A 25,987-nucleotide genomic window follows, 5' to 3' on the forward strand; every position below is an offset into this window, starting at 1 on the left:
CCCGCCCCCGATTGGTTCCGCGCGGATCAGCCGCGCTTGACCTGCCCGACCGGCGTCGGGCCTTCGCCCAGGAACTTGCGCGGATTGACCACGCGCCCGTTCTCCCACACCTCGAAATGCACGTGCGCGCCGGTGGAGCGGCCCGTCGAGCCGGCCTTGGCCACTTCCTGGCCCACGCGCACCAGGTCGCCCGCACGCACGCTGAGGCGCGAGTTGTGCGCATAGCGGGTCACGTAGCCATTGCCATGGTCCACGTCGATCACGTTACCGTAGCCACCCTTCACGCCCGCGAAGCTGACCACGCCATCGGCCACCGACAGCACCGGATCGCCCACACGCGCTTTGAAGTCGATGCCCTTGTGGTTCTGGCCGCCGCCGCCGAACGGATCGGCGCGACCGCCGAAACCGGAGGTGATGTAGCTGTTGGCGATCGGCATGCGGCCCGGAGTCGCATTCTTGTCGAGCTCCCGGTTGAACAGCAGCGCTTCCAGCACAGACAACTGGCGACCGGAGGCGGCGAACTGCTGCTCTAGCTTGTCCACGCCGTCCTTCAGGTCGGCAGGCTTCATGTCGAACGACACGTCGTTGCCGCCGACGCCGACCGGCTCGTTGAAGTCGAACTCGCCGTCCTGCAGCTGGCCCACGCGGGTGAGCCGCTCGCCCAGCGCGTTGAGCCGATTGGCCTGCGCCTGCAGTTCGCCCAGGCGCGCGGCCATGGCGTTGATTTCCTGCTGCGCGCCGCGACGGACCTGGTCCAGTTCGGTATCGCGCTGCTCGGCCTTGGCCTGCAGCAGCGACACCTGGGCCATGCCGGCAGCGCTGCGTCCGGCGGCGCCGACCAGCAGGCCGGCGGCGACCAGCACCGCGGCACTGGCCAGCGGACGTGCGTGGAACGCGAGGCGGATGCGATAGGCGCCATGGGCGGACGCATGGGCCCACCAGGTACGCGAATTGTTTACGATGGTCTTAAAGCTCATAGATACCGATGTCTGATTCGAAGTCCAAGCCGCGCCGCGCCGGCATCGCGCAACCTGCCCTGCAGGCTGCCCTGACGGATGCCGCCACCGACCCGGTGCGTCGTGCCATGTGGCTCGACGCCTTGGAACAGCAGCTTCGCCCCTGCCTTCCGCCTGCCCTCGCGCCGCATTGCCGGTTGGCGAACGTGGCGGGCAAGCGGCTCGTTTTTATCGTCGACTCCCCCGTGTGGAACGCCCGGCTTCGCCTGGCGGCACCCGAATTGATCAACGTGGCCCAATCCATCGGACTGGCGGTCACCGAAGTCACCGCCAAGACAAGCCCCGCGTCGGTCATCAAGCCTGCGCAGAACCCGGTCGTACCCGTATCGGAGGCGTCCCGCAAAGGGCTGCAAGCGGCCCTCGACCTCCTGTCCGAACCGGACTCCGCCGGTACGCCTGCCGATCGCGGCAGTCATCGTGGTCGGCGGAAAAATTGACTCGGCCATCACGAGGGACGGGGCATGGTACCGGCCACCGCTGGTCGGAGCGTTAGCCAGAAGTTAAGGTTGCGTTATTTCCGGGCCCATTTCCTGATCGAGGTCACAGTTTCGCGAAGGCGTAACGAATCGCGCGCGCACGCGTGACGGGGGTGGGAAACCGGGCGACAACGGATTCACCGTCCCGACGGGACGGAGGTCTCAGACGGCCAGGGCGGGGGCCGCGTACGTGACCGGCGACGGCGCGGTACGGTCTTCGAACGTCACTTCTTCCCACGCCGAGGTCTGGGCAAGCAGGGCGCGGACCAGCTTGTTGTTGAGTGCATGGCCCGACTTGAAGCCCTCGTAGGCGCCCAGGATGGGGCGGCCGGCGAGGTAGAGGTCGCCGATGGCGTCCAGGATCTTGTGGCGGACGAATTCGTCCGTGTAGCGCAGGCCATCTTCGTTCAGCACGCGGAACTCGTCGAGCACGATGGCGTTGTCCATCGAACCGCCGAGGCCGAGGTTGCGCTCACGCATGTATTCCAGGTCGCGCATGAACCCGAACGTGCGTGCACGTGCGACTTCCTTGACATACGCGCCGGTGGAGAAGTCCACCTCTGCGCGCGATTGCGACGCCGGGATCATCGGGTGGTCGAACTTGACCGTGAAGCCCAGCTTGAAGCCGTCGTAAGGCTCGAAGCGCGCCACCTTGTCGCCGTCGGTGACCTCCACCGTATGCAGGATGCGGATGAAGCGCTTCGGCGCGTCCTGCTCGGCGATGCCGGCGGACTGGATCAGGAACACGAACGGACCCGCCGAGCCGTCCATGATCGGCAACTCGGCCGAGGACAGTTCAACGTATGCGTTGTCGACGCCGAGGCCGGCCATCGCCGACATCAGGTGTTCGACGGTCTGCACCTTCGCACCTTCGCAGGTGAGGCCCGTGCACAGCGTGGTCTCGGTGACCAGATCGGCGCTCGCGGGAATCTCCACCACCGGCGACAGGTCGACGCGCCGGAACACGATGCCGGTATCCGCCGGGGCCGGGCGCAGGGTCATGTAGACCTTTTCGCCACTGTGCAGCCCCACGCCCGTCGCGCGGATCACGTTCTTGAGGGTGCGTTGCTGGGCCATCGGAGGGGATCGCAGGTGGGGGGAACCTGAGGGGGCAGCGAGAATATCACGTAGGCCACTGAATCTTAACGGAAGAACCGGTCTGTCCCACGCCTGCAACAACGGCCTGGTAGCGCCGTCGGGAAAGGGCTGCCGGACCGGTGAAGGTCCGGCAGCAAAAGGACAGGGCGATGCTGCGATACGGCCCCTCCCCTTGCGGGGAGGGTGTTGCGTGATCAGTCCGCCTGGCGGCGCAGGAACGCCGGGATGTCCAGGTAGTCGGACGGCAGCTCCGCTGCGACGGGTGCCGACGCGGGGGCCGACGGCGCGGGCGAGGCCGAACCACGGCGCAGGCCCAGGCCGCTGGTGGCGGCGCTGATCGGATCCATCGAGAAGCCGTCGTCGATCGGCATGCCGGTTGTGGCGTCGCGGACCAGCTTGATCGGCGCGCGCATCGGCTCGCGCAGGTCGCCGCCACGGCCGACCGGCTGGCGGGCGGCGTTGCGGTTCAAGCCCGTGGCGACCACGGTCACGCGCACTTCGTCCTGCATGTCCGGATCGAGCACGGTGCCGACCACGACCGTCGCGTCTTCCGAAGCGAAGCCCTCGATGGTGCGGCCGACTTCGTCGAACTCGGCCATCGTGAAGTCCGGGCCGGCGGTGATGTTGACCAGGATGCCATTGGCACCGTTGAGGTTGACGTCGTCCAGCAGCGGGTTCTGGATCGCGGCCTCGGCGGCGGCCTGCGCGCGGTCGTCGCCGCGGGCGCTGCCGGTGCCCATCATGGCCAGGCCCATCTCGCTCATCACGGTGCGCACGTCGGCGAAGTCGACGTTGATCAGGCCCGGGCGGACGATCAGGTCGGCGATGCCCTGCACCGCACCGAGCAGCACGTCATTGGCGGCGCGGAAGGCCTGGATCATCGTCGCGTTGCGGCCCAGCACGGTGATCAGCTTTTCGTTCGGGATGGTGATCAGCGAATCGCAGTGGTGGCTCAGTTCCTCGATGCCCTTCAGCGCGACCTGCATGCGGCGGCGGCCTTCGAACGGGAACGGCTTGGTGACCACGGCGACGGTCAGGATGCCCATCTCCTTGGCCAGCTGTGCCACGACCGGCGCGGCGCCGGTACCGGTGCCGCCGCCCATGCCGGCGGTGATGAACACCATGTCGGCGCCGTCCAGCGCGTCGATGATGCGCTCGCGGTCTTCCAGTGCGGCCTGGCGGCCGACTTCCGGATTCGCACCCGCACCCAGGCCCTTGGTGACGTTGCTGCCGAGTTGCAGCTGCAGCTTGGCGCCGCAGTTCTTGATCGCCTGCGAATCGGTGTTGGCGGTGATGAACTCAACGCCGTCCACGCTGCCGTTGACCATGTGCGCCACGGCGTTGCCGCCGCCGCCGCCCACGCCCACGACCTTGATCACCGCATTCGGGGCCATCTTTTCAACCAGTTCGAAATGTGCCATGTCCTTGTCCTCGTTTATTTAGTTATGTGGTGCTGGGTGGAACGAACGTCGTGACGCCTTCAACTTCGCGGAGGATGTCGCCTCACTCAGAACTCGCCGCGATACCAGTTCTGCAGTTTCTTGAACCAGCTGCCCGCCTTGCCCGTGGGCAACGACGGACGCCGGGGATGTTCGATCTGGCTGCCCATCAGCAGCAGGCCCACGCCGGTGGCATGCACCGGGTTGCCGACCACTTCGCCCAGCCCGGTGACGTGCTGCGGGATGCCGACGCGCACGGGCATCTGCAGCATTTCTTCCGCCAGCTCGACGACGCCTTCCATCTTCGCGGCGCCACCTGTCAGCACCATGCCGGCGCGCACGCGCTCTTCGAAACCGGAGCGGCGCAGTTCGGCCTGCACCATCTCGAAGATCTCCTCGTAGCGCTGCTGCACGGCCTGCGCCAGCGCGTGGCGCGGCAGGCGGCGCGGCGGGCGGTCGCCCACGCTCGGCACCTGGATGCTTTCTTCGGCCGTGGCGAGCTGGGCCAGCGCGCAGGCGTAGCGCACCTTGATCTGTTCGGCTTCCGGCGTCGGCGTGCGCAGCATGTGCGCGATGTCGTTGGTGACCTGGTCGCCGGCGATAGGCAGCGAGGCCGTGTGGCAGATCGCACCCTGCACGAACACCGCCAGGTCGGTGGTGCCCGCCCCCATGTCGACCAGCACCACGCCAAGTTCGCGCTCGTCGCTGGTCAGCACGGCGACGCTGGAGGCCAGCGAGGAGAAGATCAGGTCATCGATCTGCAGGCCGCAGCGCTGCACGCACTTGCTGATGTTGGCGGCCGCCGACTGCGCGCAGAACACCAGATGCGCGTCCACCTCCAAGCGCACGCCCGTCATGCCGACCGGATTGCGGATGCCTTCCTGCGAGTTGTCCAGCTTGTACTCGCGCGGAATGGCGTGCAGGATCTTCTGGTCGGCCGGGATCGCGACCGCCTTGGCCGCCTCCAGCACGCGGTCCAGGTCGCCCCAGGTCACTTCGCCGTCGCGGATCGGCACGATGCCGGGCGAGTTCCGGCACTGCACGTGGTTGCCGGAGATCGACGCGTAGACCGAGCGGATCTCGCAGCCGGCCATCAGCTCGGCTTCCTCGATCGCGCGCTGGATCGACTGCACCGTGGATTCGATGTCCACGACGACGCCGCGCTTCAGGCCGCGCGATTCGTGCGAGCCGATGCCGATCACCTCGATCGGATTGCCCGGCGCGTACTCGCCGACCAGCGCCGTCACCTTGGAGGTGCCGATGTCCAGCCCGACGATCAGCGATTTGTCACCCTTGCGATTCATGTAATGCCCTGCGGAAGACGACCCGCGACCGCGATCGGCGCAGGCAATGGAGTCGGTGTCGCGGCCGGTGGCGGCGCCTTCGGCGCCTCGCCCCAGCTGAGCGCGAACCCGTTGGTGTAGCGGAGGTCGGCGCGCACCAGCGGCTGCGCCTGGGTGGCGAGCAGCTGCGGCAGCATCCGTGCGAAACGGCCCAGGCGCGGACGCGCGTCGGCGCGGCCGACCACCACCTGCGTGCCGTTGCCCAGCAGCAGCGACCAGCTGCCGCGCGCATCCATCACCAGCGTGGTGACGTCCAGGCCCATCGGCGCGAACAGCTGGCGCGATTCGTTGTACAGCGCGGTCACTTCCTGCACCTGCGACTCGGGGCCGCCGAGCTGCGGCAGGTCCAGGCCGGTAAGCTCCTTCGGCATCGGGAAGAGGCGGCCGTGTTCGGACAGCAGCTTGTCGTCGCCCCAGCGCGCGAACGGCTTGTGTTCGGTGATGCGCACTTCCAGTACGTCGGGCCAGCGCTTGCGGACATCCGCGCGTTCGACCCACGGCAACTGTTCGACAGCGCGCTTGGCGTCTTCCAGCCGCACGGCGAAGAAGCCGCGCCGCGCGTGCGGCAACACCGCAGCCTGCAGCTGCGCCGCATCGACGCGCGCCAGTTCGCCCTGCACGCGCAGCTTGCTCAGCGGCCACCGGTCGGCGCCGATCCAGCCGTTGACGACGGCGACGACCGGCAGCGCGACCAGCGCCAGCGCGAGCAGCCACGTCAGGATGCGCAGGGCGGCGTTCATCGGCCCGCCACCTCCGGCACCGTCTGCTCGAGGATGCGCCAGCACAGCTCTTCGAAACCGATGCCGACCTGCGCGGCTTCCTTCGGTACCAGCGAATGACTGGTCATGCCGGGCGCGGTGTTCACTTCCATCAGCAGGAAGCGGCCGTCGGCGTGGCGCATGACGTCGACGCGGCCCCAGCCGGTGCAACCCGCGGCGCGGAAGCCGTCCAGCGCCAGCGCACGGATGCGCGCTTCGTCGCCGGCGTCGTCCAGGCCCGGGCACAGGTACTGCGTGTCCTCTGCGATGTACTTGGCGTGGTAGTCGTACCAGCCCTTCGCCGGCACGATGCGCACCGACGGCAGTGCCAGATCACCGAGGATGGCGACGGTGAATTCGCCACCGGTCAGCATCTGCTCGGCCAGCAGTTCGCCAGGATACGAAGAGGCGAAGGCCACGGCGGGCGCCAGGTCGTCTTCGCCCGTGATCTGGAACACGCCGACACTCGACCCCTCGGCCGACGGCTTCACGAACACCGGGAAGCCCAGCGTGCGCACTGCGGCGACCAGATCGCCACCGGCCGGAATACGCACGAACGTCGCAGTGGGCAGACCCGCGGCCTGCCACACCTGCTTGGTGCGGATCTTGTCCATCGTCAGCGCCGAACCCAGCACGCCGGGGCCGGTGTACGGCACGCCGAGCGATTGCAGCAGGCCCTGCAGCACGCCGTTCTCTCCATCGCCGCCGTGCATGATGTTGAAGACGCGGTCCACCTTGCCTGCGCGGATCGCTTCGATCAGCGCCGGCACGCCGTCGACGGCGAATGCCTGCACGCTGCGCGCGAGCAGCGCGTCGAGCACGTTCCGCCCGGAGTTGAGCGACACCTCGCGCTCGCTGGACGCGCCGCCCAGCAGCACGGCTACACGGCCGAAGCGCGAAGCATCGGTGATGCGCAGCGGCGGAACGGTCAGGTCGTTCATGCGGTGTCCTTGCCGGTGAATCCGTGCGCGGCGATGTGCTGCGACATGTGGCCGATGTCGCCGGCACCCATCAGCAGCAGCAGATCACCGTCCTGCAGGACGTCGGGCAGCACGTCGACCAGGTCGCTGACCTGGCTGACCACCACCGGCTCGTTGCGGCCGCGGGCACGGATCGCACGCGCCAGCGACTTCGAATCGGCGCCGGCGATTGGCTGTTCGCCGGCCGGATAGACCTCGCTCAGCACCAGGGCGTCGGCTTCCGACAGCACGGCCGCGAACGCATCGAACTGGTCGCGCGTGCGGCTGTAACGGTGCGGCTGGAACGCGACGACCAGGCGCTTGTGCGGCCAGCCACCACGCGCGGCGGCGAATACGGCGGCGAGTTCCTTCGGGTGATGGCCGTAGTCGTCGACCAGTTGCACGCGCGCGCCCTGCGACGTGGTGATTTCGCCGAGGTCGTTGAAGCGGCGGCCGATGCCGGCGAACTTCTCCAGCGCGGCCGCGATGTTCTCCGGCGAAACGCCCAGCTGCCAGCCGATCGCGGCGGCCGCCAGCGCGTTCTGCACGTTGTGGCGGCCGGGCAGCGCCAGGCTGACGCGGATGCTGGCGTCCTCCGGCAGGCGCAGGGTGAAGTGCATGCGACCGCCTTCCTGCTCGACGTCCTCGGCGCGCACGTCGGCGTTCTCGGCGAAGCCATAGCTCATCACGTGGCGCGGCGTGTCCGCCGCGATGGCGGCCACTTCCGGATCGTCGATGCACAGCACGGCCAGGCCATAGAACGGCAGGCGCTGCAGGAACTCGGCGAACGCCGCCTTCACGCGCTCGAAGTCGTTGCCGTAGTTCTCCAGGTGATCGGCGTCGATGTTGGTGACGACGGAGATCAGCGGATTCAGGCGCAGGAAGCTGCCGTCGCTTTCGTCGGCCTCGGCCACCAGCCACTGGCCGTCGCCGAGCTTGGCGTTGGCGCCGGCGGCGAGCAGCTGGCCACCGATGACGAACGTCGGGTCCAGGCCGCCTTCGCTCAGCACGGCCGCGGCGAGGCTGGTGGTGGTGGTCTTGCCGTGCGTGCCCGCGACGGCGATGCCGCGGCGGAAGCGCATCAGTTCCGCGAGCATGGCGGCACGCGGCACGATCGGGATACGCTGGCTGCGCGCCTCCATCAGCTCCGGGTTGTCGTGCTTGATGGCGCTGGACACCACCACGCAGTCGGTGCCCAGCACGTTGGACGCGTTGTGGCCGCGCATGACGCGCGCGCCCAGCGACGCCAGCCGACGGGTCGCGGCGTTGTCGGCGTTGTCCGAACCCGAGACTTCGTAGCCCAGCGTGCACAGCACTTCGGCGATGCCGCTCATGCCGGAGCCGCCGATGCCGACGAAGTGCACCCGGCGGAACTCCTTGGCCAGGTTGCCGGTGTGTTGCAGGCGGCGCTCGCGTGCAGCAGCCATCATCATGCCTGCGTCCTCATTTCAATGGCTTCCTCGAGAATGATGTCGGCGATGCGGTCGGCCGCATCGGTCCTGGCCAGTGCGCGCGCGGCTTGCGCCATCGCCATGCGCTTGCCGGGCTCGGCGATGAGCGGGCGCAGCGCCGCCGTCAGGGTTTCGGCCAAGGTGTCGTCCTGCTTCAGCAGCACGGCCGCACCACGCTCGACCAGGTATTCGGCATTGCGGGTCTGGTGGTCGTCGACAGCCTGCGCGAACGGAACCAGCACGCTGCCCACGCCGACCGCGCACAGCTCGGCGAGCGTGGAAGCGCCGGAGCGGCAGACCACCAGATCGGCCCACGCATACGCCGCCGCCATGTCGGTGATGAAGGCTTCGACGCTGGCCGCCACGCTTGCATCCGCATAGGCCTTTGCAGCTTCATCGCGCAGCTTTTCGCCGCACTGGTGGCGCACTTCGAGGCTGCCCGGCGGCAACGCCGCGATCGCCTTCGGTACCGCCAGGTTCAAGGCACGCGCGCCCTGGCTTCCACCCAGCACCAGCACGCGCAGCGGACCGCCGCGGCCGGCCAGGCGTTCGGATGGCGTGGGCAATGCCGCGATTTCGTCGCGCACTGGATTGCCGACGACTTCCTCGCGCGCCGGGAAGGCGCCGGGAAAGCCCGTCATCACGCGGCGAGCGACCTTCACCAGCATGCGGTTGGTGAATCCGGCCGCGCGGTTCTGTTCGTGCACCATCAGGGGCACGCCCATCAGGCGCGCGGCGACGCCCCCGGGACCTGCCGCGAAGCCGCCGAAACTCACCACGGCGCGCGGCACCCGGCGACGCAATACGAAACCGGCGGCGCGGATCGCGCGCAGGATGCGGACCGGCGCGCCGAGCAGCGCGAGCTTGCCCTTGCCCCGCAACCCGCTGATGGCCAGCGTATCCAGCGGAATATCGTGCTGCGGCACCAGGCGCGTTTCCATCGCGCCATCGGCGCCCAGCCAGACCACCGGCACGCCGCGCGCGCGCAGCACCTTCGCCACGGCCAGCGCGGGGAAGATGTGGCCGCCGGTTCCGCCGGCCATGATCATCACGGGGGCATGCATCGGCGCGTTCATGCCAGCCTCTCGAACGTCGGCTCGACGCGCGCGTGCAGGCGGCTGGTGCCGCGCAGGGTCTGCGACAGCGAGACGCCGGCAGCGGTCGCCAGTGCGGGGCTGGCGGGACGCGGCTCGGCCGGCGCCCGCGGCGCCTCGCCGGCGCCCTGCGCGGCCTCGCCACGCAAGGCGACCTGGCGCTGCGTGCGTTCCAGTTCGTACGACACGCGCAGCAGCAGGCCCATCGCCACGCAGGTCATCAGGATGCTGGACCCGCCCGACGAGATCAGCGGCAGGGTCAGGCCCTTGGTCGGCAACAGGCCCAGGTTCACGCCCATCGAGACGAAGCTCTGCATGCCGATCCACAGCGCCACGCCGAAGGCGACGTACCCGGCGAAGTGGCGACGCATTTCGACGCAGCGCAGGCCGATCACGAAGGCGCGGCCGACCAGCAGCGCATAGAGCGCGATCACCAGGCACACGCCGACGAAGCCGAGCTCCTCGCCGATCACCGAGAAGATGAAGTCTGTATGCACTTCCGGCAGGTAGTTGAGCTTCAGCACCGAACCGCCCAGGCCGATGCCGCTCCATTCGCCGCGCCCGATCGCCATCAGGGCATTGGTCAGCTGGTACCCGCTGCCGAACGGATCGTCCCAGGGATTGGTGAACGAGGTGATGCGGCGCAGGCGGTACGGCGCCGCCACCGCCAGCATCGCCAGCATCATGACCAGGCCGATGCCGGGCAGCACGATGCGAAGGATGTTCACGCCGCCGAGCACCAGCATGCCGGCGGTGATCGCCAGCAGCAGCGTGGATGAGCCGAAGTCGGGCTGCAGCAGCAACAGGGCGACCAGGGTCAGCGCCACGCCGAACGGCTTGAGCATGGCTTTCCAGGTCGCGCTGACGTCGTCGCGGAAACGTACCAGGTAGCTGGCCAGCCAGACGATGAAGAACACCTTCACCACCTCGACCACCTGGAAGTTCGACACCCCCAGGTTGATCCAGCGGTGCGCGCCCTTCACGCTCACGCCCAGGCCCGGCACGAACACCAGCAGCAACAGCACCACGCAGCCCAGCAGCAACACCTGGTTGCGCGCCTCGATGCTTTTCAGTTCGGTGCGCGTCACCCACCACGCCAGGCCCGCGCCCGCCACCAGGAACATGCCGTGGCGGATCAGGTAGTAGAACGGATTGCCGTGCTGGTAGATCGACGCGGACGCGACCATCACCACGCCCAGCGACGCCAGCGCCAGCATGGCGCCGAGCAGCCAGGGGTCGAAACGGCCCCCGATGGCTTCCAGTCGCGTGGCCTGGCGCGGCGCGTCGTTCATCAGCGCACCTTCAACGTGGCCAGGCCGACGAGAACCAGCACGACGGAGATGATCCAGAAGCGCACGATCACGCGCGGCTCCGGCCAGCCTTTCAGTTCGAAATGGTGGTGGATCGGCGCCATGCGGAACACGCGCTTGCCGGTCAGCTTGAACGACGCCACCTGGATCATCACCGACAGCGTCTCGATGACGAAGATGCCACCCATGATCACCAGCACCAGCTCCTGCCGCACGATCACCGCGATGGTGCCCAGCACGGCCCCCAGCGCCAGCGCGCCGATGTCGCCCATGAAGACCATGGCGGGATAGGTGTTGAACCACAGGAAGCCGAGCCCGGCCCCGGCGATGGCGGCGCAGATGATGGTCAGCTCGCCCGCCCCCGGCACCGGCGGAATCTGCAGGTAACTGGAGAACACCGCATTGCCGGACGCATAGGCGAACACGCCCAGCGCGCACGCCACCAGCACCGTCGGCATGATCGCCAGGCCATCGAGGCCGTCGGTCAGGTTGACCGCATTGGAGAAACCGACGATCCAGAAATAGGCGATGGCCACGAAGCCGATGCCCGCCAGCGGCAGCGCGATCGACTTGAAGAACGGCACGTAGAAGGTCGTCGCCGCCGGCACGTCGGCGTACAGGTACAGGTACAGGCCCGCGGCCAGGCCGAAGATCGACTGCAGCAGGTACTTCCAGCGCGACTTCAGGCCGTTGGGGTCGCGCTTGACGATCTTGATCCAGTCGTCGTACCAGCCGATGGCGCCGAAGGTCAGCATCACCAGCAGTACCACCCACACGTACTTGTTGCGCAGGTCGCCCCACAGCAGCACCGACAGCAGCACGGTCATCAGGATCAGCGCACCGCCCATCGTCGGCGTGCCGGCCTTGGAGAAGTGCGACTGCGGACCGTCCGTGCGGATCGGCTGCCCGCCCTTCAGCTGGCCCAGCTTGCGGATCACCGCCGGGCCCAGCCACAGTGACAGCGCCAACGACGTCAGTGCAGCCAGGATGCCGCGGAACGTCAGGTAGCCGAACAGGCCGAAAAAGTTTTCCAGGCTCTGCAGCCAGCGAGCCAGTTCAAGCAGCATGCGGTGTGTCCTCCCCGGTGGACAACAAGGCGGCGACGATCCGGTCCATCGCGCTGCCGCGCGACCCTTTCACCAGGCAGCGCACGCCCGTTCGCAGATCGGCGCGCAAGGCGGCCGCGAGCGAGGCGTGGTCCTGGAAGGCCTGCGCGCCCTCGCCGAATGCGGCGGCCGCGGCCGCGCTGAGGGGTCCCAGCGCATAGAGACGACGGAGGCCGGCAGCCTTGGCACGACGACCGGCGTCGGCGTGCAGCGCTTCGGCGTCGTCGCCCAGTTCGCGCATGTCGCCCAGCACCAGCCAGCCCTCACCGCCGGCCTGCGCGCTCGCCGCCGCCAGGGTGTCGATGGCGGCCACCAGCGAACCGGGATTGGCGTTGTAGCTGTCGTCGATCACCACTGCGCCGTTCGGCAAGGTGCGCGCGACCTGCCGGCCCGCCACGGGCTGCGCAGCGGACAGGCCCTCGGCGATGATCGCCAGCGATACGCCGCAGGCCATCGCGATGCCGGCGGCGGCCAGTGCGTTGAGCACATTGTGGCGACCGGGCAGGTGCAGTTGCACCGCGACGTCGCCGTGCGGCGCCACCAGCACGAAGTCGGAACCATCATCGGTCGCGCGGATGTCGCGCGCGGTCAGGTCGGCGGTCGCTTCCAGGCCGAAGCGCAGGATGCGGCGGTCCGGCACCCGGCTGGCGAAGTACTCGGCGAACGCATCGTCGGCATTGATCACTGCCGTGCCGTCGGCCGGCAGCGCCTCGTAGATGGCGCCCTTGGTCTCGGCCACGCCCATCAGCGAGCCGAGCCGTTCCAGGTGTGCGGCGGCGATGTTGTTCACCAGCGCCACTTCGGGCGTGACGATGTCGGTCAGATAGGCGATGTCGCCCGGCTTGCCCGCGCCCATCTCGTACACCGAGAAGTCGGCATCGTCCGGCGCGTCGATCACGGCCATCGGCAGGCCGATCTCGTTGTTGCGGTTGCCCGGATTGAAGTAGGTGACGCCGGCGCGCTGCAGGATCGACACCACCAGCGTCTTCACCGACGTCTTGCCGTTGCTGCCGGTGATCGCCACCGTCTTCTCCACGCGGTCGCGCTGCAGGCCGGCCGCGATCCGCGCCAGCGCCAGCAACGTATCCGGCACGACCACCTGCGGCACCTCGACCTTCACTTCATGGTCCACGAGTACCGCGGCGGCGCCCCGCATGGCCGCGTCGTAGGCGAAATCGTGGCCGTCGAAGCGCTCACCGCGCAGCGCCACATACAGGCTGCCCGGCACCAGCGTGCGGGTATCGTGGGTCAGCGAACCGATCACCAGATCGTCGCCCAGCAATTCGCCGCCCGCCCAGTGCGCCAGCAGGGACAAGGGAAGCCGCTTCATCGACGGTCCTCCAGCGCCTGGCGCGCCACGGCGGTGTCGTCGAACGGATGCTTCACGCCATGGATTTCCTGGTAGGGCTCGTGGCCCTTTCCGGCCACCAGCACGATGTCGTCGGGTCCGGCCAGCGCGACCGCGCGTGCGATCGCCTGCGCGCGGTCGCGCTGCACGAGCACCGCGCCCGGGGTCGCGAAGCCGGCCATGATGTCGGCGACGATGCGGTCGCCGTCTTCGGTACGCGGGTTGTCGTCGGTGACCAGCACCACGTCGGCCAGGCGCTCGGCGATGGCGGCCATCTGCGGGCGCTTGCCGGTGTCGCGGTCGCCCCCGCAGCCGAACACGCAGAACAACCTCCCCTGCACGTGGTCGCGCAGGCTGGCCAGCGCCTGTTCCAGCGCGTCGGGCGTGTGCGCGTAGTCGATGACGACCAGCGGGCGACGCTGGCCTGCCGCGTCGCTGTCGCCGCCGAGCCGGTTCATGCGACCGTGGATCGGCGCCAGCCGCGACAGCGTGCGTGCGATGTCGGCGGGGGTATCGCCCAGTGCGTGCAGCGCGCCGACCACGGCCAGCAGGTTGTCCACGTTGAAGCGCCCCAGCAGCCGCGACTGCACCGCCTGCACGTCGTCGCCGACCATCAGGTCGAATGCGATGCCGTTGCCATCCAGCCGCAGCGCGTCTGCCCGCACGCTCGCGTCCGCCTGGCCGCGCGAGCTGACGCCGATGCGCTGCACGCCATGCGGCAGGCGCGCGAACAGGTCGCGGCCGTAGGCGTCGTCGAGGTTGATGACGCCGGCTTTCAGGCCTTCGCGCGAGAACAGCCGTGCCTTGGCCGCCCCGTAGCGCTCCATGTCGCCGTGGTAGTCCAAGTGGTCGCGCGTCAGGTTGGTGAATACGCCGACATCGAAATGCACCGCGTCCACGCGCCCCTGGTCGAGCGCGTGCGAGCTGACCTCCATCGCCACCGCCTTCGCGCCGGCATCGCGGAACTGCGCGAGCAGCGCATGCATCTGCAACACCAGCGGCGTGGTGAAACCGGTGGGCACCACTTCGCCGTACATGCCGGCGCCGAGGGTGCCGACGGTCGCGCAACGCACGCCCCGCAGGTGCCAGGCCTGCGCCAGCAGCTGTACGGTAGACGTCTTTCCGTTGGTGCCGGTGACGCCGACCATCTTCATGTCGTGCGACGGCGCGGCGTGGAAACGGTCGGCCATGGTGCCCATGCGCATGCGCAACCCGGGAACGGCGATCGCGTCGCGCGGCGCTTCCAGGCCATCGGGTACGGGCGGTTCGAACAGGATCGCGCTCGCGCCGTTGTCCTGCGCCTGCGCGGCGAAGTTCAGGCCATGCGCGCCGAAGCCGGCAATGGCGACGAACGCGTCGCCGGGCTGCACGCTGCGGCTGTCCAGGGTCAGGCCACGCACCACGATGTCGCGCGGCACATCCACGTCGGGCAGCAGTTCGGCGAGCGCCATCATCCGCCTCATCGCGTGGCCCCCGTGGCCGGCGCCGCTGCATGCGGGGTATCGAAAGCGGAGGGATCCATCGTGTCGACGGCATCGTCGGGGACCGGCGCCGGTGCCGGTGCGGGCACGCCGCCGTCCTGCTTGCCCGCGTTCTTCGCCTGCGCGGCGAGCCACGCCTCGATGTCGTCCGGCGGCACGTCCATCAGGCGCAGCGTCCCGTCCATCACGTCATGGAAGACCGGCGCGGCCACCAGGCCACCGTAGTAGCCGCCTTCCTGGGAGTCGTTGATCACCACGACGGCGGCGAAGCGCGGATTGCTGGCCGGCACCAGACCGGCGAAGAACGACGCGTAGCGCCCCTTCGCGTACCCGCCACCGGACGCGATGCGCGCGGTGCCGGTCTTTCCGGCCACGCGATAACCGAGCACGCCCGCGCGCTTGGCGCCGCCCTGCGTCACCACGGTTTCCATCATGCCGACGACCTCGTGCGCGATCGCCGGGTCCAGCACCTGCGGCGCCTCGCTGCGCTGGCCCTTCACGAACGTAGGCGTCACCAGCCTGCCGCCGTTGCCCAATGCCGAGTAGGCACGCGCGATCTGCAGGGGCGTCACCGCCAGGCCATAGCCGTAGGACATGGTCGCCTTCTGCAAGCCATTCCAGCGGTCCGGCGGCGCCAGCATGCCGGCGGACTCGCCCGGGAAACCGCTGCCCGGCTTCTGGCCATAGCCGAAGCTGTGGATGCTCTCGTAGAAGTAGGCGTTGGGCAGCTTCTCCGCGATCTTGATCGAGCCGATGTTCGAGCTCTTGGTGATCACGCCGGTGACGGTCAGCACACCGTTGTTCCGCGGCACGTCGCGGATGGTGTACCGGCTGTTCAACGCCATGTAACCGGGGTTGGTGTTGACGAGCGTCGACGGCGTGACCACCCCGGCCTTCAGCGCGGTCGATACGGTCAGCGGCTTCATCGTCGAGCCGGGCTCGATCATGTCCGTCAGCGCGCGGTTACGGCGCGCATCCGGCTTCACCCGCTCGATCGCGTTCGGGTTGTAGGTCGGCAGGTTGACCATCGCGAGCACTTCGCCGGTGGCGACGTCCATGATCACGATCGAGCCGCTGCTGGCCTGGTGCTCGAGCAGCGCATTGCGCAGTTCGCGGTGGGCCAGGTACTGGATGCGGCGGTCGATGCTGAGCGTCAGGTCCTTGCCCGGCTGCGCGGAGCGGATCAGGTCCACGTTCTCGACGATGCGGCCGCGGTTGTCGCGGATCACCTTCTGCGCACCCGGCGTACCGCTGAGCCACTCGTCGAAGGCCAGCTCCAGGCCTTCCTGCCCGCGGTCGTCGATGTTGGTGAAGCCCAGCACGTGGGCCATCGCCGGACCCTGCGGATAGAAACGGCGGAACTCGCGCTGCGAGAACACGCCGGGAATCTTGTGCGCCAGGATCTTCTGCGCCTCGTCCGGATTGATCCGGCGCTTGAGGTACAGGAACTCCTTGTCGGCCTTCTGCGACAGGCGGTTGGTCAGGTGGTCGAGCGGCACGCCCAGCGCCTGCGCGAGTTCCGGCAGGCGGTCGGGCGCCTTCAGCAGTTCCTGCGGGTTGCCCCATACCGATTCCACCGGCGAGGACACCGCCACCGGCTCGCCGTTGCGGTCGGTGATCATGCCGCGCGAGGTCGGGATCGGAATCTCGCGCAGGAAACGCGCATCGCCCTGGCGCTGGTAGAAATCGTGGTTGATCAGCTGCACGTACGCCGCGCGCCCGACCAGGCTGATCGAACACAGGCCCATGGCGCCGAGCACCAGTGCCAGGCGGCCGCGCAGGTTGAAGCGCGCGCGGTTGCGGTTCTTGGCCGGCGCGGCGTTCATGGACGCACCACCACGATATCCGCCGCTTCCGGCGACTTCATGCCCAGGCGCACGCGGGCGATCTGGTCGATCCGGGTCGCTTCGGCGACCGTGGCCTGCTCAAGCTGCAGGCGACCGAATTCGACGTTCAGTTCGTCGCGTGCGCGCTCCAGCCGCGTCACTTCATCGAACAGCACGCGGTGGCGATGGCGTGCATACACCACGCCGATCGCCGAGGCGATATTCGCCAGCACCAGCACGGCGATCAGGAAGCGGCTCATGCGGCCACCTCCAGCTTCTCGGCCACGCGCAGCACGGCGCTGCGGGCACGCGGGTTCGAGGACACTTCGTCGGGCTCGCCCTTCTGCCCGCCGCCGATGGCGCGCAGGGTCGGCGTGAAGTCCAGCGCCACCGGCAGGCGGCGGTTGGCCGGCGGCGCCTTGGCGTGCCGGTTTATGAACTGCTTGACGATGCGGTCTTCCAGCGAATGGAAGCTGATGACAGCCAGCCGGCCGCCGACTTTCAGGCGCATGAGGGCCGCATCGAGACCCGCTTCCAAATCCGCCAGCTCGCGGTTGATGTGGATGCGGATCGCCTGGAAGCTGCGGGTGGCGGGATGGATCTTCTCCCCGCGCGGCATCACGGAGGCGATGACGCCTGCCAGGTCGGCGGTGCGCATGAAGGGCTGCGTGGCGCGACGGGCGACGATGGCGCGCGCGATGCGGCGACTCTGCTTCTCTTCGCCGTAGGTCCACAGCACGTCGGCGATGTCGCGCTCGTCGGCGCGCGCGATCCACTCGGCCGCGCTTTCGCCCGATTCGGGATCCATGCGCATGTCGAGCGGACCGTCCTTGCCGAAGCTGAAGCCGCGCTCGGCCACGTCGAGTTGCGGCGAGGACACGCCCAGGTCCAGCAGCACGCCGGCCAGGCCGGCCGCGGTTTCATTCCATGCTGCCAGGGACGCGAAGCTGCCGCGGAAGATCGACACGCGCGCATCGCCCGCGAACATCCGTTCGGCATGGGCGATCGCTTCGGGATCCTTGTCCATCACCAGCAGCCGGCCTCCCGGGCCGAGGTGTTGCAGCACGCCGCGCGCGTGGCCTCCACGCCCGAAGGTGCCGTCCAGATATGTTCCGTCCTCCTTCACCTGCAGCCCTTCCATGACCTGCGTGTACAACACCGGCAAGTGCAGCGCGGGGAGGTGATCGGCCGGCGCGGACTGCCGCTTGCCGTCACCCTTGCTCACAAGCGCAGCTCGAGCATGTGTGCGCTCAGATCGTCGTCGGTGAGGGACTGACGGATCTGCGCGTGGTGCGCCTGTTCGCTCCAGAGTTCGAACTTCTCGCCCATGCCGAGCAGCACGGCCTTTTTCTCGATTCCCACCGCGCTGCGATGGCTGGCCGGGATGCTGATGCGGCCGTTGCCGTCCAGCTCGACCGGCGACGCGGCGCCGATCAGCTTCAACTGCAGGCTGCGGTGCGCCTTCTGGGTGCTGGGCAGCTTGCTGACCTCATCACGGACGCGCTGCCATACCTTCTCGGGGTACAGGTAGAGGCTGCCGCCCTCGAAGGGGTTGTAGGTGATCACCAGACGATTGCCGCACTCGCGCGCGACGAGGTCACGGTACGCGGTGGGCACCGCGAGCCGTCCCTTGTCGTCCACTGTGATGGCGGTCTCACCCTGAAACACTGCCCCTGCCTTCCCGACACGCGAATGAGCGATCAATTGAACCACGAAAAACCACTGAAAACCCGGTTTTCCCTCTGTTGCCCACCTTAGCAGCGCACACAGGGTTGTCAACAGGAAACGACCGCCTAAATCACTTGGCGGATCAATGGCTTGCAGCAAACTTCAGAGACTTGTTCAAGCCTTATCCACAAGTTGCTGTTTCGTCTCAAATTTTGAGATTGAGGGACGATTCAGTGAGGTGACCGTCGTTTCACATCCCGTCTCGTCCGCGCCGGCGCTCCCGGGTGGAACTGCGCAAACCGGAGGCCCAGAATCGGCCCATGTGCCTCGTCGCCCTCGCCTGGAAGGTCCACCCGCGCTGGCGGCTGCTGCTGGCAGGCAACCGCGACGAGTTCCACGCCCGACCCACGGCCGCGCTGGCGCACTGGGAGGCATCGCCCCACGTGATGGCAGGCCGGGACCTGCAGTCGGGCGGCACCTGGGCCGGGGCGGACGCCGGCGGGCGGGTGGCGGTGGTCACCAACGTGCGCGATCCGGCCATCCGGATTCCGGGGGCTCCGTCTAGGGGTCAGCTGGCGGCCGGTTTCCTGCAGTCGCCCGACGGTGCGACGCACCGCGCCACCGGCGTGCTGGTGGCCGCCGAAGCCTTTGCCCCGTTCAACCTGCTGCTCGCGGACGCCGCCGATTGCGACTACGTGAGCAACTACCCCACGCCGCGCCGGATCACGCTCGCACCGGGTCTGCACGGCTTGTCCAATGGCGACCTCGACGAGGCTTGGCCAAAGACGATGGCGCTCAAGGAGCGACTCGCCGCATGGGTGTCGGCGGAGAGGGATGAAGTCGATACGCTTTGGAGCGCGCTGGCGGACGAAACCCCCGCGCCCGACGACCGCCTTCCCGAGACCGGCGTAGGCATCGACGTCGAACGCAGGCTGTCGCCGGCCTTCATCCGTGGCGAACGCTATGGCACCCGCGCCAGTACCCTGATCGCCATCGATCATGCGGGGCATGGGTGGATCAGCGAGCGGAGGTTCGGGCCGGAGGGGGTATTCGAGGGGGAGACGACGTTGCGGATCGGGGCCGACGCCTAACCCGGCACCGTCGCAGATGACGGTTTGCGGTCGCGACTCACGTCGCTCCTACAGAGCGCCACCGGAGCTTCGCTTCACCAGCCCCCTGAGTCAGGGGGCGATCCGCACCGCAGGTGCGGATGGGGGTATGGCAGCAAGGCTCGGGGCCCAACGTTTGCGAACGCAAACTTTGGGGGCTTTCCTGCGCTTGCGCAGGAAAACCAGCGGCGGAGCCGGCCGATAAGCCGGGTTCTGTCGTGGACAGTCATTCCTCTAGGCGCAACGTCACCGTTACGCTCAAGCAACCTACCCGGAGACACTGCGGGCCGCAGCATAGCCTCCCTATTTGGTCTTGCTCCCGGTGGGGTTTGCCGTGCCGGTCCGTTGCCGGACTCGCGGTGCGCTCTTACCGCACCATTTCACCCTTGCCTGATCTCCGAAGAGCCATCGGCGGTATCTTTCTGTTGCACTTTCCGTCGGCTCGCGCCGCCCAGGCGTTACCTGGCACCGTGCCCTGTGGAGCCCGGACTTTCCTCGGCATTGTTTCCAATGACGCGACTGTCTGGCCGACTCCGCCGCGCGTATTGTCGCACAACGGCCATGTCGCTAACCCGACAGCCAGGCGGATGCGGCACCGCCGAGACCCAGCAACAGCACCATCAACCATGGCGGCAACTTCGCCCACATCAGCATCACCACGCCCACGGCAATCCACGCCACGTCGCGCCAGTCACGCACGGCCGTGGTCCATAGCGGGTCATAGAGTGCTGCCAGCAACAGTCCCAGCACCACCGCATTGACTCCGGCCACCGCGGCCTGCACGCCTCGCTGACGGCGTACGCGCGACCAGAAGGGCAACACACCCACGATCAGCAGGAAGGAAGGCAGGAAAATCGCAAGCAGGCACACCATCGCGCCCAGCCAGCCACCCGGCCCGGCGGACATGGCAGTCCCCAGGAAAGCGGAGAACGCGAACAAAGGCCCAGGCAGCGCCTGGGCGAAGCCGTAACCGGCAAGGAATTCATCCGTGCCGATCCAGCCAGGCGCCACTACTTCCGCCTGCAGCAAGGGCAGCACCACGTGGCCGCCACCGAAAACCAGCGCACCCGTGCGGTAGAACGGATCGAATACCTGCACGGCTGGCGCCATGGAATACCGCGCCACCCACGGCAGCAGCAACAGCAGGATCAAGAAGGCCACCAGCATCGCCACGCCGGTACGCGCGGACAGCAGCACCGTCATGCCACCGGCTTCGGCCGCATCGGGCGCACGTCGCAACACCAGACCCGTCATGGCACCCGCCGCGATCAACAGCCACTGCACCCATGCGTGTGGCCAACACACCACGACCAGCGTCGTTGCCACCGCCATCAGCACGCGCGGTGCATCGATGCAGAACAAACGCCCCATCGCCCATACGGCCTGCGCCACCACGGCAACCGCGACCCACTTCAAACCGTGCAGCGATTCGGCGGGCAAGGCGCTGCCCCAATGCACGAGTCCAAGCGCGAACAGCACCATCAACACCGCGGACGGCAAGGTGAACCCGCACCACGCCGCGACGGCGCCGCGGATGCCTGCCTGCGACAAGCCAATGGCCATGCCCACCTGGCTGCTGGCCGGACCGGGCAGGAACTGGCAGAGCGCGACCAGCTCCGCGTACGCACTGTCCGTCAGCCACTGGCGTCGCGCTACGAACTCATCGCGAAAATAGCCGAGATGGGCGATGGGGCCGCCGAATGAAACCAGCCCAAGCCGAAGGAATACGCGGAATACCCGCCAGGCCCTGGCGTGCTGTCGCGGCTCCCCCGCAGTCATCCCTCGCATGAGCATCATCCCTCACCCATTTCCCGCGCCTTCCTCGACACCGGCATGATTCACGCGAGCGCCGCTGCCCCATCGAGGACATCCATGGGAAGCGGCCCGGACGCCAGGATGAAGTCGTTGTAGGCGCGCGTGTCGAACCGCGTGCCCAGGCGCTGCCGGGCCTTCTCGCGCGTCGCCAGAATCTGCTGCTTGCCGACCATGAAGCTGCAGGCCTGCCCCGGGTAGACGCAATAGCGGTCGATCTCGCGCTCGGCGGCATCGCGATGTTCGCCGGCGTTGGCCACCATCCAGTCGATGGCCTGCTGGCGGGTCCAGCGCGCGTGGTGGATGCCGGTGTCGACGACGACACGGCAGGCACGGAACAACTGGCCCTGCAGGTAGCCGATTCGCCCGAACGGATCGCCTTCGAATGCACCGATCTCATCCGCCAGTTGTTCGGCATACAGGGCCCAGCCCTCGGTCCACGCCGAAAAGCGCACCGTGCGCCGGAACAGCGACAGTCCACCCGCCTCGCGCAGCACACTGTCCTGGAAATGGTGACCGGGTATGCCTTCGTGATGCAGCAGCGTCGGGATGCGCCACAGCGCGTTCTCCGCGACCGAGCGCAGGTTGAGGAAGATGGTCGAGGGCTGGGCGGGATCGCTGCTGGCGCTGTAGAACGCGCCTGGCGCGCCGTCCTGGATCGCGGGCGAGATGCGCTGCACTTCGACCGGTCGATCCGGAATCACGCGGAACCCCCGTGGCAGCAGGCCCCTGATCCGATCCAGGTGTGCGCTGGCGTAGTCGATGATCGCCCGGCGTCCCGCGTCCGTGTCCGGCTTGAGGAAGCGCGCATCGCGATCGAGGGCGGCCATGCGCTCACCCACCGATCCACCGGTCAGACCCTCGGCGCGCAGCAGCTGATCGATCTCGGCCGACAGTTCCTCCACCCACGTCAGGCCGAGTCGATGCAGCTCGCCTGGCGCGTAGCGGGCGGTGGTGTTGGAACGCAGCGCCGAGGCGTAGTAAGCCTCGCCGTCCGGCTTGGCCCACACGCCTGCACGATCATCGGCGCGGGGCATCAAGGCTGCGAGCGCCTCGCTCTGGCGTTGCAGGGCAGGCACGATACGCCCGACCAGGATCGCCGAGGCGCGACGGTCCAGATCGGCGATCCCGGCGTCGCGCGCACGCGCGAGTGCCGACGTCGTCAATGGATTGCCGCTGGGCGCGGCATCGCGCAAGGTCGCGAGCTGCTTCAGGGTCTTGGCCAGAATGAAATGCGGGGGGATGACACCCAGGCCCGCGTCGTGGCGGATCTGTTCGGTTTCCTGGTCCAGGGCCACGGCGAACTGGCCCAGCCTGTCCAGATAGCGGTCGGCATCCGCCGCGTCCTTCATGGGCGAGCGTCCACCGATGCCGTCCGGCAGCCAGAAGTAGGCACCGTTCATCTGGCTGACGACATAAGGGCTGGGCCGCAGGTTGATGTCGGAAAAACCGTAGCGCCCGTACTGGTCCGCCATGGCCTCGTAGACGAAGCGGGCCGTGTCGTAGTCCAGCGCGGCGGCGGCCGAAAGTGCGGCACGGTCGATCCTGCCCAGTTCGTCCAGGCGCCGCGCCGTCGCCTGCCGATGACGCGCGCGAGCGGCCAGCGAATAGTCGGCCAGGCGGTCCGGTCCACCCTCCTCTGCCTTGAGGGCCTGGGCATGGCGTTGCAGCAGGTCCGCCAGGCGGACGTCCTCGGTGGGCGCATTCCCCGTTGTGTCGACGACAGGCTTCGAACCGGCCATGCGCGCGGCCAGGGGCCACGTCAGGCCGAGCGCCACGGCGCCGACCAGCAATTCACGACGACGCATCAGGTGCACCTCCAAAGCAAGGCGTCCCGAGCCTCGAGTGCCGGGAGGCCGGAACGCAGAACGAGACCATGCAATCTCTCCGAACAGGACGCATACCCACGGCCTACCGCGTGGCCCCGCTCGACATCAGCCAGCGGTCGATCTTGGCTTCCAGCACGTCCAGCGGCAGGGCACCGGTGTCCAGCACCTGGTCGTGGAAACGCCGGATGTCGAAATCCGCACCCAGGCGTTCGGTCGCACGCCGCCGGAGTTCCTGCAACTTCAGTTCACCCACCTTGTAGGCGCAGGCCTGGCCCGGATTGGTGATGTAGCGATCGATCTCCACCGCCACGTCGCGCGGGGCCATGGAGGTGTTGGCCAGCATGTAGTCGATCGCGCGTTGACGGTCCCAGTGCATGGCATGGAGACCGGTGTCGACCACCAGGCGCACGGCGCGCAGCATTTCCATGTCCAGATGGCCGAACCATTGGTAGGGGTCGGTGAACATGCCCAGTTCCTGCCCCAGGGATTCGGCATACAGGCCCCAGCCCTCGGTGTAGGCGGTGGCGGGCACCTGCCCGAAACGCAGCAGGTCCGGCAGGCTCTCGTCCTCTTGGACCAGCGAGATCTGGTAGTGGTGGCCGGGCACGCCCTCGTGTAGTTCCAGCGTCTCCAGAGTCGGGATGGGACGCGTGTTCAACATGGCCATGTTGAAGAACAGGACGCCGGGCTCCGACGCGTCCGGCGGACCGGCGCGGTAGTAGCCCGTGCCCCGCTGGTCGCCCAGCGCCGGCAGCGGACGCAGCTCGAATGCGGCACGCGGACGACGCGAGAACAGGTCTGGCATCCGCTCCCAGACCTTTGTTTCGATGCGCTCGAAGTGGTCGATGAGGTCCTTCGGCTCCGAATAGTAGAACTGCGGCCCGGTGCGGACGTGTTCGAAGAAGGCCGGGAGGTCGCCGTCGAAGCCGGTCGCCTGGCGCGCCTGTTCCATGGCGGTGCGGATCCTGGCCACTTCCGCCACACCCAACTGGTGGATCTGCTGCGCGCTCATCTTCGTGGTGGTGTGCTGGACCAGCAGGGACGCATAGACCCGCTCGCCGTCCTTCATCGCCCACAGGCCGACGCCCTCGGTGGCGCCCGGCAGATAGCGTTCGCGCAGGAACGTGCGCCAGCGCGCGTAGGCCGGTGCGGCGCGACCTTCGATGGCCTGGCGATACGCGGCCTCCAGGCGGGTGCGGTCCGCGGTCCCGATGGCGTCAGGGAACCGCGTCACCGGGGAGTAGAAGGGATTCTCCTCGACCGGCAGCTTCAGGAAGGCTTCGACCTGCGCCAGGATGTTGTTCACCACCACCTTGGGCTGGTGGTAGCCCCGGGCCATTCCCTGCTCCAGGCGATCGACCGTGCTGTCCATGTACCCGACGAAGCCTTCCAGCTGGGCCAGCCCCCGTTCGTAGTCTTCGACCGTCTTGAAGCGGACGCCCGACAGATAGTCGGGGAACTCGACGTGCAGGCCGAAGGAGGCGTTCAGCGGCACCAGGTTGCGGATCGCATGGATGCCGCTGTCGATGTCGCCGAGCGCCTGCTCGGCCTGGTAGCGGAACGCGTCGTAGGCGATCTGGTCCTTCTCGGCCAGTGAGGCGCGGTCTATGCCGGCCAGGACCGACAGTTCGGCACGCTTGTTCGTCGCCAGCCGCAGGGCGAAGGCCTCGCTCTGGGGGTCGACGAAAACGGCCCCGGTCGGGGGCAGGCCGCGCTCGGCGAGACGCAGGGGATGCAGCGCGTCATCGGCCTTCTGGCTCTCCGCCACCAGCTGGCGGAACCGCTCACGGGCGTCCGGCGGGGTCGACGCGATCGCCGCGGGCGATGCCGCCACCATGACCAGCGTCGCGACGGCGGCCTTGAGCCGTTCACGCATTCTCATCTTCATTCCTTTTTCTTCGAGACCAGGCCGCCATACAACTCCTTCCTCGGCGCGCCGGTGATCTCGGCAGCGAGCTTGGCGGCTGCCGACGGCGGCAGGTGGGCGTTGAGCAGCGCGTAGACGCGACGACCCTCTGCGAGTTGCGCCGTCTCGTCGTCCGGCGCGCCCTGCACCATGACGACAAACTCGCCCTTGCGCTGGTTGTCGTCGGCGTCGACGCGTGCCTGCAGCTCGGCCAGGGTGCCGTCGAGGACGGTTTCGAACAGCTTGGTCAGTTCGCGCGCCAGTACCGCGGGACGGTAGTCGCCGAACGCGGCGCGCATGTCTGCCAGCGACTCCGCGATGCGGTGCGAGGACTCGTAGAACACCAGCGTGCGGGCTTCCCCTGCCAGGCGCTGCAGCTGCTCGCGTCGCGCGGACGCCTTGGCCGGCAGGAAGCCTTCGAACGTGAAGCGGTCGCTCGGCAATCCGGCCACGCTCAAGGCGGCGATGGCCGCGCAGGCGCCCGGCAGCGGACTGACCTTGATGCCGGCCGCGCGCGCGGCGCGCACCAGACGGAACCCGGGGTCGCTGACCAGCGGCGTGCCGGCGTCGCTCACCAGCGCGAGGGAGTCGCCGGCCAGCAGGCGTTCGACCACGCGCAGGGCCAGTGCGTCCTCATTGTGTTCATGCAGGGCCACCAGCGGCGTGGACACGCCGAAGTGCGACATCAGCTGGCCGCTGCGGCGTGTGTCCTCGGCGCAGATCGCCGCCACGTTTCGCAGCGTCTCCAGTGCCCGGGGCGTCAGGTCGCCGAGGTTGCCGATCGGGGTGGCGACGATGAACAGGGTTCCGGCAGGCATTCCAGTGGGGCTCGGTGGCTGGGGGTAGAATCGTAGCCCGGTTCCCCTGCCTGAACATCGACGATGCCCTTGGACCTGCCTGTCGCACGCACGCTTTCCGCACGCCTCCGTCCCGCCCGGGCCCTGGCGGCATTGCTGCT

The 25,987-nt window shown here is 68.2% G+C and carries 22 protein-coding genes and 1 other RNA gene; 2 read left to right on the forward strand and 21 right to left on the reverse strand.

Annotated features, from left to right (window positions below):
* Positions 1 to 26: 26 nt before the first annotated feature.
* Entirely contained in the window at positions 27 to 977 is a 951-nt protein-coding gene (locus CYU89_RS01655) for a M23 family metallopeptidase (RefSeq protein ID WP_296278471.1), read from the reverse strand.
* 8 nt (positions 978 to 985) lie between these two features.
* Between CYU89_RS01655 and CYU89_RS01660 the strand changes: the two genes are divergently transcribed.
* On the forward strand, positions 986 to 1,453 hold the full coding sequence (locus CYU89_RS01660) for a DUF721 domain-containing protein (RefSeq protein WP_296278472.1): 468 nt from the start codon (positions 986 to 988) through the stop codon (positions 1,451 to 1,453).
* A gap of 201 nt (positions 1,454 to 1,654) precedes the next feature.
* Here the strand turns inward: CYU89_RS01660 and lpxC are convergent, their stop codons facing one another.
* The 15 genes from lpxC to mraZ all read right to left on the reverse strand — a co-directional run bounded on the left by lpxC (position 1,655) and on the right by mraZ (position 18,373).
* Positions 1,655 to 2,569, reverse strand: a complete 915-nt coding sequence (gene lpxC, locus CYU89_RS01665) for a UDP-3-O-acyl-N-acetylglucosamine deacetylase (RefSeq protein WP_296278473.1) — start codon at positions 2,567 to 2,569, stop codon at positions 1,655 to 1,657.
* Between the two features lie 215 nt (positions 2,570 to 2,784).
* Entirely contained in the window at positions 2,785 to 4,011 is a 1,227-nt protein-coding gene (ftsZ, locus tag CYU89_RS01670; protein WP_296278474.1) for a cell division protein FtsZ, read from the reverse strand.
* Positions 4,012 to 4,097: 86 nt separating this feature from the next.
* On the reverse strand, positions 4,098 to 5,333 hold the full coding sequence (ftsA, locus tag CYU89_RS01675) for a cell division protein FtsA (RefSeq protein WP_055940270.1): 1,236 nt from the start codon (positions 5,331 to 5,333) through the stop codon (positions 4,098 to 4,100).
* A complete protein-coding gene (locus CYU89_RS01680) occupies positions 5,330 to 6,112 on the reverse strand; it encodes a cell division protein FtsQ/DivIB (protein WP_296278475.1) in 783 nt (260 codons plus the stop codon). The genes ftsA and CYU89_RS01680 overlap by 4 nt, the downstream gene beginning before the upstream one ends.
* Positions 6,109 to 7,071: a D-alanine--D-alanine ligase gene (locus CYU89_RS01685; protein WP_296278476.1), complete on the reverse strand. Its 963-nt coding sequence runs from the start codon at positions 7,069 to 7,071 to the stop codon at positions 6,109 to 6,111. The genes CYU89_RS01680 and CYU89_RS01685 overlap by 4 nt, the downstream gene beginning before the upstream one ends.
* A complete protein-coding gene (gene murC, locus CYU89_RS01690; RefSeq protein WP_296278571.1) occupies positions 7,068 to 8,519 on the reverse strand; it encodes a UDP-N-acetylmuramate--L-alanine ligase in 1,452 nt (483 codons plus the stop codon). Before murC ends, CYU89_RS01685 begins: the two co-directional genes overlap by 4 nt.
* Positions 8,519 to 9,589, reverse strand: a complete 1,071-nt coding sequence (murG, locus tag CYU89_RS01695) for an undecaprenyldiphospho-muramoylpentapeptide beta-N-acetylglucosaminyltransferase (RefSeq protein WP_296278572.1) — start codon at positions 9,587 to 9,589, stop codon at positions 8,519 to 8,521. The genes murC and murG overlap by 1 nt, the downstream gene beginning before the upstream one ends.
* 23 nt (positions 9,590 to 9,612) lie before the next feature.
* Positions 9,613 to 10,926: a putative lipid II flippase FtsW gene (gene ftsW / locus CYU89_RS01700; RefSeq protein ID WP_296278477.1), complete on the reverse strand. Its 1,314-nt coding sequence runs from the start codon at positions 10,924 to 10,926 to the stop codon at positions 9,613 to 9,615.
* The gene (gene mraY / locus CYU89_RS01705) at positions 10,926 to 12,011 is read right to left on the reverse strand and encodes a phospho-N-acetylmuramoyl-pentapeptide-transferase (protein WP_296278478.1); all 1,086 of its coding nucleotides are present in this window, start codon (positions 12,009 to 12,011) and stop codon (positions 10,926 to 10,928) included. Before mraY ends, ftsW begins: the two co-directional genes overlap by 1 nt.
* Positions 12,001 to 13,380: a UDP-N-acetylmuramoyl-tripeptide--D-alanyl-D-alanine ligase gene (gene murF / locus CYU89_RS01710; protein ID WP_296278479.1), complete on the reverse strand. Its 1,380-nt coding sequence runs from the start codon at positions 13,378 to 13,380 to the stop codon at positions 12,001 to 12,003. The genes mraY and murF overlap by 11 nt, the downstream gene beginning before the upstream one ends.
* The gene (locus tag CYU89_RS01715) at positions 13,377 to 14,861 is read right to left on the reverse strand and encodes a UDP-N-acetylmuramoyl-L-alanyl-D-glutamate--2,6-diaminopimelate ligase (RefSeq protein ID WP_296278480.1); all 1,485 of its coding nucleotides are present in this window, start codon (positions 14,859 to 14,861) and stop codon (positions 13,377 to 13,379) included. Before CYU89_RS01715 ends, murF begins: the two co-directional genes overlap by 4 nt.
* A complete protein-coding gene (locus CYU89_RS01720; RefSeq protein ID WP_296278481.1) occupies positions 14,858 to 16,705 on the reverse strand; it encodes a penicillin-binding transpeptidase domain-containing protein in 1,848 nt (615 codons plus the stop codon). The genes CYU89_RS01715 and CYU89_RS01720 overlap by 4 nt, the downstream gene beginning before the upstream one ends.
* Positions 16,702 to 16,965, reverse strand: coding sequence for a cell division protein FtsL (gene ftsL / locus CYU89_RS01725; RefSeq protein ID WP_296278482.1), 264 nt, complete (start codon positions 16,963 to 16,965; stop codon positions 16,702 to 16,704). The genes CYU89_RS01720 and ftsL overlap by 4 nt, the downstream gene beginning before the upstream one ends.
* Complete coding sequence (gene rsmH / locus CYU89_RS01730) at positions 16,962 to 17,930, reverse strand: 16S rRNA (cytosine(1402)-N(4))-methyltransferase RsmH (protein WP_296278483.1); 969 nt, start codon at positions 17,928 to 17,930, stop codon at positions 16,962 to 16,964. The genes ftsL and rsmH overlap by 4 nt, the downstream gene beginning before the upstream one ends.
* Positions 17,927 to 18,373, reverse strand: coding sequence for a division/cell wall cluster transcriptional repressor MraZ (gene mraZ, locus CYU89_RS01735; RefSeq protein ID WP_296278484.1), 447 nt, complete (start codon positions 18,371 to 18,373; stop codon positions 17,927 to 17,929). The genes rsmH and mraZ overlap by 4 nt, the downstream gene beginning before the upstream one ends.
* Positions 18,374 to 18,693: 320 nt before the next feature.
* Here mraZ and CYU89_RS01740 point away from each other — a divergent pair, with 320 nt between their 5' ends.
* On the forward strand, positions 18,694 to 19,464 hold the full coding sequence (locus tag CYU89_RS01740) for an NRDE family protein (protein WP_296278485.1): 771 nt from the start codon (positions 18,694 to 18,696) through the stop codon (positions 19,462 to 19,464).
* A gap of 204 nt (positions 19,465 to 19,668) precedes the next feature.
* Here CYU89_RS01740 and rnpB read toward each other — a convergent pair.
* The 5 genes from rnpB to rsmI form a co-directional block, all read right to left on the reverse strand.
* An RNA gene (rnpB, locus tag CYU89_RS01745) (RNase P RNA component class A) lies at positions 19,669 to 20,017 on the reverse strand.
* Positions 20,018 to 20,049: 32 nt separating this feature from the next.
* Positions 20,050 to 21,270, reverse strand: a complete 1,221-nt coding sequence (gene chrA, locus CYU89_RS01750; protein ID WP_296278486.1) for a chromate efflux transporter — start codon at positions 21,268 to 21,270, stop codon at positions 20,050 to 20,052.
* Between the two features lie 50 nt (positions 21,271 to 21,320).
* Positions 21,321 to 23,102 (reverse strand): DUF885 domain-containing protein, encoded by a 1,782-nt coding sequence (locus tag CYU89_RS01755; RefSeq protein ID WP_296278487.1) that lies wholly within the window; start codon positions 23,100 to 23,102, stop codon positions 21,321 to 21,323.
* Positions 23,103 to 23,205: 103 nt separating this feature from the next.
* Positions 23,206 to 25,005 carry a DUF885 domain-containing protein gene (locus tag CYU89_RS01760; protein WP_296278488.1) on the reverse strand — a complete coding sequence of 600 codons (1,800 nt, stop codon included), beginning with the start codon at positions 25,003 to 25,005 and terminating at the stop codon, positions 23,206 to 23,208.
* Between the two features lie 2 nt (positions 25,006 to 25,007).
* Positions 25,008 to 25,847, reverse strand: coding sequence for a 16S rRNA (cytidine(1402)-2'-O)-methyltransferase (rsmI, locus tag CYU89_RS01765; RefSeq protein ID WP_296278489.1), 840 nt, complete (start codon positions 25,845 to 25,847; stop codon positions 25,008 to 25,010).
* Positions 25,848 to 25,987: the final 140 nt, after the last annotated feature.

Origin of the sequence: Pseudoxanthomonas sp. (assembly GCF_002863005.1) — a bacterium.
Lineage (GTDB): Bacteria > Pseudomonadota > Gammaproteobacteria > Xanthomonadales > Xanthomonadaceae > Pseudoxanthomonas_A.